This window comes from Enterobacter bugandensis (genome assembly GCF_900324475.1).
GTDB lineage: Bacteria > Pseudomonadota > Gammaproteobacteria > Enterobacterales > Enterobacteriaceae > Enterobacter > Enterobacter bugandensis.
Genome location: NZ_LT992502.1, coordinates 665419 through 681009, shown reverse-complemented (window position 1 = coordinate 681009; position 15591 = coordinate 665419). Strand labels below are relative to the sequence as shown.

Here is a 15591-nt window from a genome sequence, read left to right as displayed (position 1 = left end):
AAGGCACAGGTTACAAAAATGTCGGTTTGCTTAGCCCCACAGTTCGCGGTTCTCTAACCGGAAGATGGGTAAGAATATCCGCTGCATCAAGCAATCCTACGTCAGAATTCACCCCTAGCTTCACCATCGCATTAAACTTATGCGCGCGAATAGTCTTGATATTGCGTTCAAGCTGCGCCGCGATTTCGGGAATGGAATATCCGCATGACATATAACGTAAAATTGCTCTTTCCGTTGGGCTTAACATCCGGTTCTGACTGCAGTACCAGTGGTTAAGCATATTGTCATTAATGCGCAGCGTTTCGCTCAACAATACCACTAACTCCTTCAGCAGGTGTTCAAGGGTCACCGATTTACTGACCACACCGTGAAGACGTGAAGGCGAAAGATGGCTAATCAATCTCGCCTCCATCTCATCCGAGACCAGGATAATGCGCTGAATATGGCTATGCGTAAACGCGAGATCCCGCAGATGCGCCAGGCAGTTACGTCGTTCTTCTCGCGCATCGGAAAGCGAATAGATCAGCGAGAAAAAATTCACGTGTTGCAGTGCTTTCTTAAAGCCATCAAAATCATTAAACAGGTGCAGTTGATATTGGCTGAGTTCAGGCTGCGTAAAAAGATGCTGCAGCCCGACCGCACTCATCGAGCAATTTTCGATGATGGCGATATGTCTTGTTGAATCGGTTTTTTCCATTCCTCGAACTCTCCATAGGCTGACATTAAACTCAGCTCTCTCATTCCCTGTGTACTGTTGATCCAGGCGTACATATCGGCATTACTCCGCAATGAGAGCCTTCGCATCGCACTGTTTTTCTGCGCACTGATCGTTTTATTGCTCTTTTTAAGCAACGTAGCGATTTGGTTAATCCCCCACCCTTTGCCTAACAGGCGAAGCACCTTACGTTCTGAGTGCGTGAGCGCAATAAAGTGTTCGTCGTCATCCTCACTTTCCTCAGGTTCTGGGGTTAATAACGTCTGGCTTATCCGTTCTGCGCGTTCACTCCCTGCCCGGATAGCGTTAACGACACCTTCGATAGGTTCCATATCAGAAAGCAGCGTGCTTTCCGGCCGCATAAGCAGCTCAACGGCAATAGGGTAAAACGGCCGGGAGACCAAAAAGATCCAGTGGATTTCCCGGTACTGGTTCAGTAAGCGGTAATACTCTTCGAGCGTACCCCGTGGGTTCCTGTATTCGCCTGAAACGTCGGCGATAATCACATCTGCGCGGCGCAACTGAAGCAGGGTTAACTCCTGCAGTGAGCGGCAGTAGGTCAATTCAAAATCGGGGAAATGACGTGCCATCACGTCCCCTAACCCATTCTGCATGACGGGTATCCGGCTAATGACAACGCCATGCTTACCAGGCAACGACAACATAGACCCTCCGTGTCCATTTTCCTTCGGTGCGTCATGTAAAACGCACCAAGGTATAAATATTTTCTTCCCTGAGTATAAAAAGATTAATACAAGCAGAAGATGAGATATGTTCTTAGTTTAGGAAATGCCTAAAACAGCGCTAATATCTCACAAAGCGCAAATCAATTTAATTGTGCAGACATTAAAATAACAACAAAATAAAATTAGAATTTCTAAATACAAATATTTTATTATTTCAAATTAATAATTCAGCGTATTAATAAATTAATCCTGTAAGTCGTCGTGACGAGGGGGGTAACTGTTTGCATAAACCTTGATCTGACCCACAGCAAGAGCCACTGCACTTTATGCTAAAAGTAGGCATTACGGGCCAACCGGCAACTATTCACCTTATCTTCGGGATAATACATGCAGGCAGATCGGTCAACGCAGCGTGCTATCACGCGGCTCTGTATTCAGTGCGGTCTTTTTCTGCTCCAGCACGGCGCGGAAAGCGCGCTGGTCGAGGAGCTTTCAACCCGGCTGGGGCTGGCGCTGGGGATGGACAGCGTTGAGAGCGCTATCTCGTCCAACGCCATTGTGCTGACCACCATTAAAGACGGGCAGTGTCTTACGTCCACCCGTAAAAACCACGACCGCGGCATTAATATGCACGTTGTAACCGAGGTCCAGCACATCGTCATCCTGGCTGAGCATAAGCTTCTCGATCTCAAGGAGATTGAAAAACGTTTTAACCAAATCAAGCCATTACGTTATCCACGCTGGCTGGTCGTGCTCATGGTGGGGCTGTCATGCGCCTGTTTTTGTAAGCTCAATAAAGGCGGCTGGGACGGCGCGATCGTCACCTTTTTCGCCAGCAGCATCGCCATGTACGTGCGCCAGCTGCTGACGCACCGGCAGCTGCACCCACAAATTAACTTCTGCATTACCGCGTTTGTTGCCACTACGGTGTCTGGCCTGCTGCTGCGCCTGCCGCAGTTTGCCGCTACCCCGACGATTGCGATGGCCGCCAGCGTGCTTCTGCTGGTGCCGGGCTTCCCGCTGATTAACGCCGTTGCCGACATGTTTAAAGGGCACATCAATACCGGGCTGGCACGCTGGGCTATCGCCAGCCTGCTGACGCTGGCGACCTGCATCGGCGTGGTGATGGCGATGACGCTGTGGGGGTTACGAGGATGGGCGTGATAGATTTTCTGCTGGCGCTGGCACAGGACATGGCCCTGGCGGCCATTCCTGCCGTCGGCTTTGCGATGGTATTTAACGTTCCGCAACGCGCTCTGCCGTGGTGTGCGCTGCTGGGCGCAATTGGCCACGGCTCGCGAATGGTGATGATGACGGCGGGCTTTAACATCGAATGGTCGACGTTTATCGCCTCTATGCTGGTCGGCAGCATCGGTATTCAGTGGTCGCGCTGGTATCTGGCGCATCCGAAAGTGTTCACCGTCGCCGCCGTTATCCCGATGTTCCCCGGCATATCTGCCTATACGGCGATGATTTCCGCGGTGAAAATCAGCCATTTTGGCTACACCGAGCCGCAGATGATCCTTCTCCTTAGCAACTTTCTTAAGGCGTCCTCCATCGTCGGTGCGCTCTCTATCGGGCTGTCGATACCCGGGCTATGGCTCTACCGCAAACGCCCGCGCGTTTGATATTTGTGTTATTTCGCTGCCGTGGAGATAATCTTTCTGGTCCGTTTGGTAAAAATAAGGAAAGGATGTGGCTAACTCTGGCAGCGAACACCCCGATCACAGTGAAGAATCGAGCCTGAAAGAGAAAATTTTTCAGAGCGCTATCGCGCTGTTTGCCGAATTTGGACTGAACGGCGCCCGCATGGAGCAGATCGCGGAGAAAGCAGGTACCACCAAACGCATGGTCGTTTACCATTTTAAAAACAAAGAAAATCTCTACCTGCTCGTCCTGGAGTACGTTTACACCCAAATTCGTGCCAGTGAAAAGGCGCTTAGCCTGGCGGATATGCCTCCCGTCGAAGCGCTGGTCCATCTGGTTGAAGCCACCTTTGACTATCATGCCGGCCACCCGGATTACATCCGCATTATCTGCATGGAAAACATGCAGCGCGGCCGTTTCATGCAGCAGTCAAACTATCTGCGGCAGGTCAACCGCAGCGCGCTCGACCTGCTGGAAGGTATCCTGCGTCGGGGCAAAGAAAAACAGCTTTTCAGCCAGACGGTTGACGCCCGCGACCTTCACCGTCTGATCAGCAGCTTCAGCTTTCACTACGTTGCCAACAGCTACACCTTCACCCTGCTGTTTGAAGAGGGTGCAGACGAGCAGGCCCAGCGCCAGCACTACCGTAAAATGGCCGTTCAGGTGGCGCTGCGTTATACCTGCCCCTAAAATTGCTTGCAATTAAATCGCGCACAATCTATATTCATTTCATGAACGCAAAAACGAACGACACGACCGCTGCGCTCCTGCTGGATAACCAGCTCTGTTTTGCCCTCTATTCAGCAAATCTGGCGCTTAATAAGCTGTACCGGCAACTGCTGGCGCCGCTAAACCTGACATACCCGCAATATCTGGTGATGCTGGTGCTGTGGGAGCAGGATGACGTGACGGTGTCGGACATCGGTGAACGGCTGTTCCTTGACTCCGCAACGCTGACGCCGCTTCTGAAGCGTCTGGAAAGCGCAGGGCTAATCAACCGCCACCGCTCGCGTAAAGATGAACGTCAGGTCGCCGTCACGCTGACTGAAGCCGGACGTGAACTTCAGCAGCAGGCACTGGGTATCCCTCACGCGGTGGGGTGCGCCGCACAGTGTGATACCGACACCATGCTGGCGCTCAAGCAGCAGTTGGAACTTTTACGACAACAGATTCAACGCGCGTAAGGCTATACTTTACGCGTTTTTATTTACCCATATACATCGCACGCTATTTAATAGCACATACAAAAGTAAGATGAGGAACCTGCCATGTCTTTAGAAAAAGTTGTTTATACCGCCAAAGCAAAAGCAACCGGGGGCCGTGACGGCCGCGCGACCTCTTCCGATGGAGTTCTGGACGTTAAACTGGGCGTGCCCAAAGAGATGGGCGGTATGGGTGGAGAAGTCACGAACCCTGAGCAGCTGTTTGCTGCGGGTTACTCTGCCTGCTTCCTGGGCGCGATGAAGTTTGTGGCGACTCGCGACAAATTTACCCTGCCAAAAGAGGCGTTTATTGAAGGCGAAGTGGGTATCGGCCCGCTGCCGACCGGTTTTGGTATCGAAGCAAAACTGAATATCCACGTTGAAGGTATGGATCCTGCGGAAGCCAAAAAGCTGGTCGATGCGGCGCATATCGTTTGCCCGTACTCTAACGCGACCCGTGGCAACATCGACGTGATCCTGAATATTATCGCGTGATAACTGCCTGATGGCGCTGCGCTTTTCAGGCCTACGACTGTAGCCCCGGTAAGCGCAGCGCCACCGGGGAAATCCCCTCCATCCCCTCCCCTCTCTGTGCTACCATAAGCCCATATCACGCCCGTAGTAATCAGTTGAGTAAGCGTTATGTCCTCCAGAATTCTGACCACCAGCATTGCTGGCATTGATGCCTTTATGCGCGACCCACGCGGTGTGTTGACCCACGCCGAAGGCGGCACGGTTGCGGTTTTTGCCGACAACGCGCCGGCGTTTTACGCAATCACGCCGGAACGTCTGGCGCAGCTTCTGGAGATCGAAGCGCAGATGTCACGTCCGGCAAGCGACGTCACGCTGGATAACCAGTTTTTTGAAGAACCGGTTAATACCCCGCTAACCGTTCCGATGGGCAAATTTGTCCTGTACGCGGGCTGGCAGCCTGACGCAGATTTTCAGCGGCAGGCAGCATTGTGGGGCATTGCGTTAACTCAGCCAGCCACCGCGGAAGAGCTCGCCGCGTTTATCGCCTGGTGGCAGGCGGAAGGCAAAGTGTTCACCCACATTCAGTGGCAGCAAAAGCTCGCGCGTCATCTTCAAATTACCCGCGCCAGTAACAATGGCCAGCCTAAGCGCGATATCAACACGTTTTCAGAACCGGATAAACAGATCCCAAGTGGATTCCGAGGTGCGAAATGAAGAACGTCGGCGACCTGATGAAACGTCTGCAAAAGATGATGCCAGCCAACGTGAAGCCCGCCTTCACCACGGGTGAAGAGCTGCTGGCGTGGCAAAAGGAGCAAGGTAAAATTCGTGCCGCCGCGCTCGCCCGCGAAAACCGGGCAATGAAAATGCAGCGCACCTTTAACCGCTCCGGTATTCGTCCCCTGCATCAGAACTGCTCGTTTGATAACTATAAAATTGAGACCAGCGGGCAGATGAACGCGCTCGCCGCCGCGCGTCAGTACGTGGATGAATTTGACGGCAATATCGCCAGCTTCATTTTTAGCGGCAAGCCGGGCACAGGTAAAAACCACCTCGCGGCCGCCATCTGCAACGAACTGCTTCTGCGCGGTAAATCGGTCCTCATCATCACCGTGGCCGATATCATGTCCGCCATGAAAGACACCTTCAGCAACCGTGAAACCAGCGAAGAGCAGCTTCTTAACGATCTGAGCAATGTCGATCTACTGGTCATCGACGAGATTGGCGTTCAGACCGAATCCCGTTATGAAAAGGTCATCATTAACCAGATAGTCGATCGCCGCTCTTCGTCCAAACGTCCCACCGGGATGCTGACGAACCACAACATTGACGAGATGACCCGCTTACTGGGTGAACGCGTCATGGACCGCATGAAGCTGGGCAACAGTCTGTATGTCATTTTCGACTGGGACAGTTACCGCAGCCGCGTCACCGGCAAAGAGTATTAAGACAGTTCCAGGAATCGCCAGCAGGGCGCAGGTATATACTGGAACCCCTTCCGGCCCAAAACGGACCTTTTTGAGAAAGCCATTATGAAAAAACAGATTCTTATCAGCACCTTTTTAGGCGCGCTGCTGGTTACCGGCGCAGCACAAGCGGCTTCGTGGCAGGAGTCCCTGTCAAGCGCCGCGAATGAGCTGACCAAAGAGAGCAGCAGCGCCCAGGGCGGGCTCTCGGCCTCTTCTCTCACCAGCCTGCTGAGCAACAGTTCCCAGAGCCTGAGCGCGGACACGATGAACAACGCGGCGGGGATTCTGGAATATTGCGCTAAGCAAAAGCTGGCCTCGGTGACCGACGCGCAAAACGTGAAAAACCAGGTGCTGGGTAAACTGGGTCTCGACACGCAGGAGCAAAAAGCGGATACCAGCTATATGGACGGCATTCAGGGCCTGCTTAACGCGCAAAACGGCCAACAGCTTAACCTGAGCACCCTCGGCAACTCCGCCCTGGCAAAACAGGTGAAAACCAAAGCCTGCGATCTGGTGCTGAAACAAGGCGTTAATTTCATCTCCTGATCCGCCCCATTTTCTGCCACAACACGCCGCGTTTAATGCGATAGGCTTGCATCGCGGCGTTAAACGAGCGTTTTTCCTACCTGCCACCGTCTCAGCGTCCGTTTGTCAGGATGCGACCATCCTCATAAAAACGATTTTATAAACCAAATCCTAACAACAGCACACTTTCGTGACACTAAAATTGCAGCTAAACGACATCGCCATTACATTGTCTTACCAAAAATAAACAGTTAGCCAGCGAAGCACCTGGCGTCATGAGGATATGCTGTTGTCAGAATTCATCTCTCTTATCCTTTTTCTGGCTTCCGTCGGCGTTTATGCCTGGAAAGCCGGCCGTAACACCTGGTGGTTTATCGCCACGCTGGTGGTGCTCGGCATTTTTATCGTTTTAAACATTACCTTATACGCCAGCGATTACTTCACCGGCGACGGCATTAACGATGCTGTGCTCTACACCCTGACGAACAGCCTGACGGGCGCGGGAGTAGGTAAATACATCCTTCCGGGGCTGGGACTGATCGTGGCGCTGGTGACGATTTTCGGCGCGCTCGCCTGGGTGCTGCGCCGCCGTCGCCATCTTCCTCACCATCATGGCTACAGCCTGCTGGCGCTTTTCCTGGCGCTGGCCTCCGTCGACGCCAGCCCCGCGTTTCATCAGATCACCGAGCTTGTAAAATCCCAGTCGCGCGACGGCGATCCGGACTTCGTGGCCTACTATAAAGAGCCGTCGAAAACGATCGCCAACCCGAAGCTCAACCTGGTCTACATCTACGGTGAAAGCCTGGAGCGCACCTACTTTGATAACGATGCGTTTCCGAACCTCACGCCGGAACTGGGCGCGCTGAAAAACGAAGGCCTCGATTTCAGCCACACCATGCAGTTACCCGGCACGGATTACACTATCGCCGGGATGGTGGCCTCCCAGTGCGGTATCCCGCTGTTCGCACCTTTTGAAGGCAACGCCTCCGCCTCGATGTCGACGTTCTTCCCGCAGAATATTTGCCTGGGCGATATCCTGAAAAACTCCGGCTATGAAAACTACTTTATGCAGGGAGCAAACCTGCGCTTTGCCGGAAAAGATGTGTTCCTGAAATCCCACGGTTTTGACCACCTGTATGGCTCAGAAGAGTTAAAAACGACGGTTGCCGATCCCACCTACCGCAACGACTGGGGCTTCTATGACGATACGGTGCTGGACGAAACCTGGAAGAAATTCGAGGAACTTTCCCGTGCCGGGAAGCGTTTTTCTCTCTTTGCGCTGACGGTAGATACGCACCATCCGGACGGGTTCGTCTCGCGCACCTGTAAGCGAAAAAGCTATGACGTGGACGGCAAAAACAACAAGTCTTTCAGCGCCGTGACCTGTAGCCAGGAGCACATCGCCGCGCTGGTCGAGAAAATCAAAGCCTCGCCCTGGTTTAAAAACACCGTCATCGTCGTATCGTCTGACCATCTGGCGATGAAAAACAGCGCGTGGGACCAGCTCAGCAAGCAGGATCGCAGCAACCTGTTCTTCGTGCTGCGCGGCGACCAGCCGCAGCAGGAGTTAATCGCCACCAAACGCAACTCCATGGATAACGGCGCAACCGTGCTGGACATTCTGGGGGGCGACAACTTTATTGGCCTCGGGCGCAGCACGCTGTCGGGGCAATCCCTGTCGGAAGTGTTCCTCAACATGAAGGAGAAAATCCTCGCCTGGAAGCCCGACATCATCCGCCTGTGGAATTTCCCGAAAGAGATGAAAGACTTCACCGTCGATCGGGATAAAAACACCGTTGCCTTCTCCGGCAGCAATTTCCGCCTGCCGCTGCTGGTGCGCGTGTCGGATAGTCGCGTCGAACCGCTGCCGGAAAGCGAGTATTCCGCACCGCTGCGCTTCCAGCTGGCCGATTTCGCCCCTCGCGATAACTTCGTCTGGATTGACCGGTGTTACAAAATGGGTCAGCTCTGGTCGCAGCCGCTGGCGCTCTCTACGGACTGGTGCGTCTCTCAGGGCCAGCTTGGCGGGGAGCAAACCGTGCAGCATGTCGACAAAGCCCAGTGGAAAGGCAAAACTGCCTTTAAAGATACGGTGATTGATACGGCTCGCTATCAGCACAACATCGACATGCTGAAAATCGTCGACAACGACATCCGCTATAAAGCGGACAGCTTTATCTTTAACGTGGCCGGCGCGCCCGAAGAGGTGAAGCAGTTTAGCGGCATCTCCCGTCCGGAGTCGTGGGGACGCTGGTCAAACGCGCAGCTGGGTAACGAGGTGAAAATTGAGTACACCCATCCGCTGCCGGAGCAATTTGATCTGGTGATCACGGCCAGGGCGTACGGGCCTAACGCGAATAAACCTGTACCGGTGCGCGTGGGCGATCAAGAGCAGACGCTTACGCTTGGAAATGACGTAAGCACTCACACCCTGCATTTTGAGAATCCATCGCGCAGCAGTACCCTGGTGATTGTGCCGCCAGACCCGCAGTCCACCAATGAAGGAAATATTCTCGGCCATTCACCGCGCCAGCTCGGGATCGGCATGGTCGAAATCAAAATCGTCAGCAAAGCGGGTTAAGACGCGTCGCGCCCGGCGTTCTGCCGGGCGCTTATGAAAATAAATAATCCTATAATATTCTTATAAATTAGATTAAAACACTTTATATCAGCCATTTTAATCTATAAATATCCCGCCAAAATCCATATCCGTAAAATTCCAAGCTCCTTAAATCACCACGGAGCGTTACGCACGTTTATCATGCTAACCGGCTATAAGTTCGAATCCATCTGGGCACTGCGCACTGAAAATGTGATTGCCTGGGAGGTATTGTCCACGGCAAAGCCCAACGTCAATCTTGAAGATTACTTTGGCTCGATGTCGGCGACGCAGCGTAAAGCGCACTTCTTTGCGCAGCTTCGTCACGCCATGTTTTGCAAGGATGGCGACAAGTATTACCTCAATGCAGCATCGGATTTACTGCTGGAAACGGACTTCCTCGACAGGCTAAAAGAAGAAACCCCGTGCCCGGAGAAACTTGCTATCGAGATCACCGATCTCCATACGATGGTCCAACTCGACGTTACGCAAAGCCAGGCGCTGAGGAAATGCATCGCGACGCTCCATCAGTGGGGGATAGAAGTGTGGGCAGACGATGTCTGCGAAGACCTACTTCCCGACCTGCTGACCAGCCAGATCCGCTTCTGCGGCATCAAAATTGACAAACATACCTTCTGGAACGGACGGACCGAGCAGGCGAAGTTTCTGCATCTCACCCGCGAGTGCAAGCGCGTCGCCAGCAAGGTGCTGATCGAAGGCATCGAAACCGCGGGTGATTTCGCGCTGGCCTGCGCGAGCGCGGCCGATTACGGCCAGGGCTATCTGTGGGGGAGAAAATGACCCCTTTCATTTTGAATGCTGGCGATCGGGTCATCGTTCTGCGCGGCAACGCCTGCTTATGGCCTTGCCCCACTTTTTGCTGCCATACCCTGGCGGAATGCCATCAAAAACGCTGCCTGCTGGACGCTCAGTCATTCGCTTTGTAATTGCACTGTTACTCACGTCAGGAAATAAGATCATGAAAATTATTCCCACCGCTGTATGTTGTTCCGCGCTCCTGCTTCCTGCTGCTGCGATCGCCGCAGACAGTACCGCAAGCGCGACGATGCATGTATCACTTGAGGTCGTGAAGTCGTGCACCCTCAAAGCCAACGACCTCAACTTCTCGCGTCACGGCTCCGATGAGTCGAGCGAAATCCTGGCCAAAACGCAGGTCGATATCGTCTGTACCAACGGCACGCCGTTCACCCTCACCGCCACCAGCCCCGACGGCGAAAGCGGCACCTTCTGGCTGAAGCCGGAAAACGGCGAAACCGGGGCGCAGAAGATTGCGTGGAAACTCTTTGCTGACGAAGGCAAACAGAAGCAAATCAACGAGACGACTGGTCTGGACGATACCGGCAACGGTGCGGAACAGGAAGAAACGCTGTATGGCGTCATTGACGCCGGGGCGCTGACAACCGCCCAGGCAGGGAACTACAGCGACGATATCACGTTAAACCTGGAGTACTGATCGTGCGTCGCTACCTTCCCTGCTTCATTCTGTGGCTCATGATGCTGGCGCTGCTGTCGCGCTACGCGCTGGCCGCCACGCTTCAGGTGGCCCCGGTAACGCTCGATCTGCAGAGCGACCAGCGGGCAGCGGCGGTCTATCTCACAAACAGTGGGAGAGCGGCCATCAATGCGCAGATTCGGGTATACGAATGGACGCAAAAAAACGGTAAAGATGTGCTGGTGTCCACCGGGGAGGTGGTCACCAGCCCGGCGATGACTTCACTGGCGCCGGGCCAGCAGCAACTGGTGCGCATTATCGTCATGCAGCCCGGCATCCGTGCGCAGGAGCAAAGTTACCGGCTGGTTATTGATGAACTGCCGGACGCCGCGTCCCGTGCCGCCAACCCCTCCGCGGTACACTTCCTGCTGCGCTACTCGATTCCGGTGTTTATTGCCGGGAGCCAGAGCGCGCCCGTCAGCCACGATGCCCTGAGCTGTGAGCAGGCAGACATACCGGCCACTCTCCGCTGCTTTAACGCCGGAAACCGCCACATCCGCCTGAGCCACCTTGAGGCCCTGACGGCCGATGGGAAGGTTGTCGGGTCGATTAAAGGCCTGGCGGGCTATGTGCTCCCGGGACAAACCGCCCTTTTATCGCTCAAGCAGCCCACACGTTACGCGCTCAGCTCGCTGCGCGTCTATCTTAATGATGACCATCATGCCAGCCAGATACCCCTGCGCCCGCTCGCTTCTCGCGCTCCTGTTTTGGCTACCGCTCATGCTGTCAGCCCGGACTGAGCCCGCCGACACCGTGCAATGGCTGGCCATCACCGTGAACCACGCCCCGCGAGGCGAGCTATGGGCCTGCCGGGTGGTGGATAATGCGCTATGGATAAGCCGCAGCGACATGAAAAAGCTGGGGCTTCACGCCCCGGACGATCGCGCAGAGTGGGTTGAGCTGACCTCCCTGCCGGGCCTGAACGTCAATCTCGACGTGCTGTCCCAGCAGGTGTCGATTACCGCAGAGGCAGACGCGCTCGAGGGCCAGCAGCATCTGACCGTCTCAAGGCCCACGCCGATGTACCGCTATCCTGATGCGCAGCCCGTCAACGCCTATACGCTCGGATATGCGCTCTACGCCAGCGACGTGCAAGGGAAGCGCCAGCTTAACGCCCAGACCATGCTGACCGCGTCCGGTGGGCTACCCGGAACGTTCAGCAGCAGTTTTTCAAGCCATGTCGGGGAGGAAAACAGCGCCGGTCGACCGACCCATACGCGTCTCGAAACCCGCTGGCAGTGGGACAACACCGACTCGCTGACCACGCTGGCGCTGGGCGACAGCGTCACCACCGGCACCGGCTGGAGCCGACAGGTACGCTTTGGCGGGCTGCACTGGGCACGTAACTTTGAGCTCAATCCCCAGCTCAATACCGAACCGCGCAGCCGCTACAGCGACACGGCCGTGCTGCCTTCCACGGTCGATTTGTATATCGACGGCCTTAAGCAGAGCAGCCAGCGCGTCACGCCGGGAGACTTTCTACTGGATACCCTGCCCTCCTTCACCGGAAGCGGACAGGCGGAGGTGGTCATTACCGATATCAACGGCCAGCGTCGCACCGTACAGCTCGACCTCTACGGCGCGCCGGGCATGCTGGCGGAAGGGTTCAGCAGCGGTTCGCTGGACATCGGCTGGATGCGCGAAAACTACGCCCTGCGCTCCGACGACTATGCCGCCTCGCCGCTGCTGGACGCGGGCTGGCGCTATGGGGTGAATAATAGCCTGACGCTGGCGCTGCATACGGAACAGCAGCGCAGGCTGCGCAACGTGGGTATGGGCACTGACTGGCTGGTCTCTCCCGCCGTGGGGGTGGTCAGCAAGCACGTTGCCGTGAGCGACAGCCCTTACGGTCAGGGCGTTCAGTGGGGCCTTGGCTGGCAGTGGAACGGCAGGGGAACGAGCATTTCTGCCAGCACCGTCCGTACCGAGGCGGATTTCGCCGACAACGCCCGCATGAGCGGTGCCGCGCCCGTCAGACGCAGCGACAGCGTTTGGGTAAGCCAGTCCATCCCCCACTTCGGTACCGTGGGCGCGGGCTGGGTACAGCAGAACATTCAGGGCAGCACAGAGCGTTACCTCAACGCCTCCTGGTCGGTATCGCTGCCGGCACACATCTCCACCACGCTGAGCTACACCCGCTCGTTTACGGACGCGTCGAGCCACGTTCAGTTGCTGCTTTCCGTCCCATTGGGTCGCGAGGACACGCTCTCCGCTCAGGTCAGCCGGGATACGCCGCGCATGGATTACCGCCACCAGCCGGACGATGAGGCCGGCGGCTGGTCATGGGAGCTGGGCCAGGGCTTCGGCGAACGACGTGAAAGATATGCGGACCTCGGCTACCTAGGCCGAGCGGGCGAATGGCACGTTGGGCTGCAGCAAGGTGCCAACCAGGGCAACCAGTACGCCTCCGCCGAAGGCAGCCTGACGCTGCTGGACGGCAGCCTGTACCCGCTGCGCTACATCCAGCAGGGCATGGCGCTGGTGTCCACCCACGGCATTGGGCACGTACCGGTAATGCTGGAAAACCGCCCGGCCGGTGAAACGGATGAAGACGGTTATCTCCTGCTGACCGACCTGCCGCGCTACCACAACAGCAAAGTCAGCATTAACCCGCTCGATCTGCCCGCCGATGTGATCGCCCCTGTTACCGACATGCATGCCAGACCGGGCAACAGCAGCGCGGTGAAAGTCGAGTTTAACGTCCATCACGCCGTCACGGTTCAGGCCCGGCTGGTCGACAGCCGCCGCAGGCCGCTCCCGCTGGGCAGCATCGTGTCAACGCCGCAGGGTGCCACCATCGTGGGACGCGACGGCTTTATCTGGCTTGAAGATCCGCCCCTGCCGGGCGAACTGGTGGTTAAGACCGGTGAGGGAGAGTGCCGGGTCACGCTTCCGGCGCCCCGTACCGCGTCATCTATACAGAATATCGGAGAACAACTGTGTCATTAAGAGCGCCGTTATTATTGCTGCTCGTCCTGTCCGTGAAGGCGATGGCGGCAGCCTGCTGGATAACCTCCATGCCCGCCATTAACTTTGGCAACGTCGTGGCGGGCAATACCACCTCCGTCAACACCGAGGTCAAATTTAGCTGCCAGGCCGACAACGAGGGCAGGACGGAATATATTAACGTCTGCCTGAGCAGCGTAGACGCCCCGCCCTTTGAGATGATCTCCCAGGGAGATCAGGAGGGGAAACAGTACACCCTTCTCTTCCGCCTGCTTAACGGCGCAGCGCGCTCTCAGGAGCTGGGGCCTGTCAGCAACGGGAACCTGATTCAGCAGACCCTCGCCGCGGAAAGCAATGCCAACGTCAGCGGTACCTTTCCGCTTATCGCTACCATTCCGCCAGGGCAAAGCCAGCTTCCGGCCTATCACTATTACAACTACAACATGAATCTGCGCATCGCCTGGCACAGCGCCCTGCGCCAGGACGCGCTGCAAAACTGCTCGGACGGTTCCGCAGAGGGGGAGCAGGTGCAGGGCGGCACCAGCGCGCAGGCCGAAATCAGCCAGGGGTGCTACATCGAGCGCGTGACGCCGCTTAACTTCGGCACGCTGACCAGCACCGCTACCCTGAGCCCGACGCGATCCTCCGCCACCCTCACCACGCGCTGTCCGGCCGGAACCGCGTTCACCCTTGCCATGGGAAAAGGCAACCATGCCAGCGGTAACCAGCGGCAGCTCTGCAACAGCGAGGGTCATTGCCTGCGCTACGGTCTCTGGCAGGATGAGGCGGCCACGCAACGCTGGGGAGATCAAAGCAGCGGCGATGCGCTGCAGGTCACCAACCCTGCAGGCGGCACCCAGAACTACACCGTTTACGGCGAGGTCCCGGCACAGCCGCTAACCGGTACCGGGGAGTTTATTGATGACGTGATTATCACGCTGACTTATTAAATCACCCAAAAACCTGTCTGGATCAATGTTATCGGTAACAGTGGCGTTAAAATAGCCAGCAATGCAGCCTTGAGGGCGTAAGCCTTTTTTCATTCATTATCTCTGTTTTTATTACAACAACTTATGAAATACCTGCTTGCTGACGCCATCGTCTATAACGACGAGGACGGCTCTGTTTCTCTTATCAATGCGCCGGATGAGGATGCGCAGCTCCTCACCTGCACGGCCAATACCATCATGAGGCTGCTGGTTCAGCATCATGGGAACGTGGTCGAACGGGAAACCTTTCTCCAGGAAGTCTGGGATCGTCGAGGACTCCAGGGGTCTAACAACTCCTTAAACCAGTACATCAGCATTCTGCGCAAGATGCTGGCGACCCTGCTTCCCGACGCGCTGTTTATCGTTACCGTACCGAAAACGGGCTTTATGCTCAGCGCAGACGTCACCGTCACTCCGCTGGAGGAGGCCCCCCCGATCGCCAAAACGGTGAAACCTGCATGGCGCGTTCGCCCGGAATGGCTGTTCTGCGGCGCGCTCACGCTGGTCGTCGTTGCGCTAAGCATCTGGATCGTGCTCATCAAGCCAGACGCCCCGCAGCGGGAGATCCATCTGCTGACGCATATCGGCACCTGTCCGGTTTACACCTTTACGCCGCTGGCGGACGTGTTTCACGGGAAGGCGATTACGCTCGCGCAAACGCTTCAAAAGGACGGTCACCTTCCGTGTCTGAAAAATTCGATTTTCTACATGCACATTCAGAGAACGCTTTTCTACGGCCACGAAGGGCGGCTGGTGCTCTCCCAATGCTCCCTCACGCGGGGTAAAGCCAGCGCCTGTCGTACGCTTTACTATTACGAGTGGTGAT

The 15591-nt window shown here is 55.9% G+C and carries 17 protein-coding genes; 15 read left to right on the top strand and 2 right to left on the bottom strand.

Annotated elements, in window-relative coordinates:
* Positions 1–10: 10 nt before the first annotated feature.
* Complete coding sequence (gene bglJ, locus DG357_RS03310) at positions 11–646, bottom strand: DNA-binding transcriptional activator BglJ (RefSeq protein WP_041911299.1); 636 nt, start codon at positions 644–646, stop codon at positions 11–13.
* A complete protein-coding gene (locus DG357_RS03305; RefSeq protein ID WP_041911300.1) occupies positions 643–1380 on the bottom strand; it encodes a helix-turn-helix transcriptional regulator in 738 nt (245 codons plus the stop codon). The genes bglJ and DG357_RS03305 overlap by 4 nt, the downstream gene beginning before the upstream one ends.
* Before the next feature lie 408 nt (positions 1381–1788).
* Between DG357_RS03305 and DG357_RS03300 the strand changes: the two genes are divergently transcribed.
* The 15 genes from DG357_RS03300 (at position 1789) to DG357_RS03230 (ending at position 15590) form a co-directional block, all read left to right on the top strand.
* Entirely contained in the window at positions 1789–2565 is a 777-nt protein-coding gene (locus tag DG357_RS03300; RefSeq protein ID WP_028015422.1) for a threonine/serine exporter family protein, read from the top strand.
* Positions 2556–3029, top strand: a complete 474-nt coding sequence (locus DG357_RS03295; RefSeq protein WP_041911301.1) for a threonine/serine exporter — start codon at positions 2556–2558, stop codon at positions 3027–3029. Before DG357_RS03300 ends, DG357_RS03295 begins: the two co-directional genes overlap by 10 nt.
* Positions 3030–3096: 67 nt before the next feature.
* The gene (locus DG357_RS03290) at positions 3097–3738 is read left to right on the top strand and encodes a TetR family transcriptional regulator (RefSeq protein WP_088204599.1); all 642 of its coding nucleotides are present in this window, start codon (positions 3097–3099) and stop codon (positions 3736–3738) included.
* 41 nt (positions 3739–3779) lie between these two features.
* Positions 3780–4232, top strand: a complete 453-nt coding sequence (locus DG357_RS03285; RefSeq protein ID WP_028015419.1) for a MarR family winged helix-turn-helix transcriptional regulator — start codon at positions 3780–3782, stop codon at positions 4230–4232.
* 84 nt (positions 4233–4316) lie between these two features.
* On the top strand, positions 4317–4745 hold the full coding sequence (locus DG357_RS03280; RefSeq protein WP_088204600.1) for an organic hydroperoxide resistance protein: 429 nt from the start codon (positions 4317–4319) through the stop codon (positions 4743–4745).
* Positions 4746–4892: 147 nt separating this feature from the next.
* Positions 4893–5438 (top strand): primosomal protein DnaT, encoded by a 546-nt coding sequence (gene dnaT, locus DG357_RS03275; RefSeq protein ID WP_028015418.1) that lies wholly within the window; start codon positions 4893–4895, stop codon positions 5436–5438.
* A complete protein-coding gene (dnaC, locus tag DG357_RS03270) occupies positions 5435–6172 on the top strand; it encodes a DNA replication protein DnaC (RefSeq protein ID WP_028015417.1) in 738 nt (245 codons plus the stop codon). The genes dnaT and dnaC overlap by 4 nt, the downstream gene beginning before the upstream one ends.
* Before the next feature lie 84 nt (positions 6173–6256).
* Positions 6257–6739 carry a DUF2501 domain-containing protein gene (locus tag DG357_RS03265; RefSeq protein ID WP_063438159.1) on the top strand — a complete coding sequence of 161 codons (483 nt, stop codon included), beginning with the start codon at positions 6257–6259 and terminating at the stop codon, positions 6737–6739.
* 268 nt (positions 6740–7007) lie between these two features.
* A complete protein-coding gene (gene opgB / locus DG357_RS03260; RefSeq protein WP_088204671.1) occupies positions 7008–9299 on the top strand; it encodes a phosphatidylglycerol--membrane-oligosaccharide glycerophosphotransferase in 2292 nt (763 codons plus the stop codon).
* A 180-nt stretch (positions 9300–9479) separates the two neighbouring features.
* Positions 9480–10118 (top strand): EAL domain-containing protein, encoded by a 639-nt coding sequence (locus tag DG357_RS03255; protein WP_088204601.1) that lies wholly within the window; start codon positions 9480–9482, stop codon positions 10116–10118.
* Positions 10119–10296: 178 nt separating this feature from the next.
* Positions 10297–10791, top strand: coding sequence for a Csu type fimbrial protein (locus DG357_RS03250; RefSeq protein WP_088204602.1), 495 nt, complete (start codon positions 10297–10299; stop codon positions 10789–10791).
* A gap of 2 nt (positions 10792–10793) precedes the next feature.
* The gene (locus DG357_RS03245) at positions 10794–11570 is read left to right on the top strand and encodes a fimbrial biogenesis chaperone (RefSeq protein ID WP_088204603.1); all 777 of its coding nucleotides are present in this window, start codon (positions 10794–10796) and stop codon (positions 11568–11570) included.
* Positions 11551–13779: a fimbria/pilus outer membrane usher protein gene (locus tag DG357_RS03240; RefSeq protein ID WP_028015411.1), complete on the top strand. Its 2229-nt coding sequence runs from the start codon at positions 11551–11553 to the stop codon at positions 13777–13779. The genes DG357_RS03245 and DG357_RS03240 overlap by 20 nt, the downstream gene beginning before the upstream one ends.
* On the top strand, positions 13770–14726 hold the full coding sequence (locus tag DG357_RS03235) for a Csu type fimbrial protein (protein ID WP_041911306.1): 957 nt from the start codon (positions 13770–13772) through the stop codon (positions 14724–14726). Before DG357_RS03240 ends, DG357_RS03235 begins: the two co-directional genes overlap by 10 nt.
* Before the next feature lie 123 nt (positions 14727–14849).
* The gene (locus tag DG357_RS03230) at positions 14850–15590 is read left to right on the top strand and encodes a winged helix-turn-helix domain-containing protein (protein ID WP_041911307.1); all 741 of its coding nucleotides are present in this window, start codon (positions 14850–14852) and stop codon (positions 15588–15590) included.
* The last annotated feature ends 1 nt before the right edge of the window (position 15591 follow it).

Excerpts from the sequence above, each read along its gene's own strand:
- DG357_RS03300 (WP_028015422.1), top strand. The coding sequence starts at position 1,789 with ATGCAGGCAGATCGGTCAACGCAGCGTGCTATCACGCGGCTCTGTATT.
- DG357_RS03240 (WP_028015411.1), top strand. The coding sequence starts at position 11,551 with ATGCTGTCAGCCCGGACTGAGCCCGCCGACACCGTGCAATGGCTGGCC.
- bglJ (WP_041911299.1), bottom strand. The coding sequence starts at position 646 with ATGAGTGCGGTCGGGCTGCAGCATCTTTTTACGCAGCCTGAACTCAGC.
- DG357_RS03295 (WP_041911301.1), top strand. The coding sequence starts at position 2,556 with ATGGGCGTGATAGATTTTCTGCTGGCGCTGGCACAGGACATGGCCCTG.
- dnaT (WP_028015418.1), top strand. The coding sequence starts at position 4,893 with ATGTCCTCCAGAATTCTGACCACCAGCATTGCTGGCATTGATGCCTTT.
- DG357_RS03305 (WP_041911300.1), bottom strand. The coding sequence starts at position 1,380 with ATGTTGTCGTTGCCTGGTAAGCATGGCGTTGTCATTAGCCGGATACCC.
- DG357_RS03285 (WP_028015419.1), top strand. The coding sequence starts at position 3,780 with ATGAACGCAAAAACGAACGACACGACCGCTGCGCTCCTGCTGGATAAC.
- DG357_RS03265 (WP_063438159.1), top strand. The coding sequence starts at position 6,257 with ATGAAAAAACAGATTCTTATCAGCACCTTTTTAGGCGCGCTGCTGGTT.
- DG357_RS03250 (WP_088204602.1), top strand. The coding sequence starts at position 10,297 with ATGAAAATTATTCCCACCGCTGTATGTTGTTCCGCGCTCCTGCTTCCT.
- dnaC (WP_028015417.1), top strand. The coding sequence starts at position 5,435 with ATGAAGAACGTCGGCGACCTGATGAAACGTCTGCAAAAGATGATGCCA.
- DG357_RS03255 (WP_088204601.1), top strand. The coding sequence starts at position 9,480 with ATGCTAACCGGCTATAAGTTCGAATCCATCTGGGCACTGCGCACTGAA.
- DG357_RS03230 (WP_041911307.1), top strand. The coding sequence starts at position 14,850 with ATGAAATACCTGCTTGCTGACGCCATCGTCTATAACGACGAGGACGGC.
- DG357_RS03280 (WP_088204600.1), top strand. The coding sequence starts at position 4,317 with ATGTCTTTAGAAAAAGTTGTTTATACCGCCAAAGCAAAAGCAACCGGG.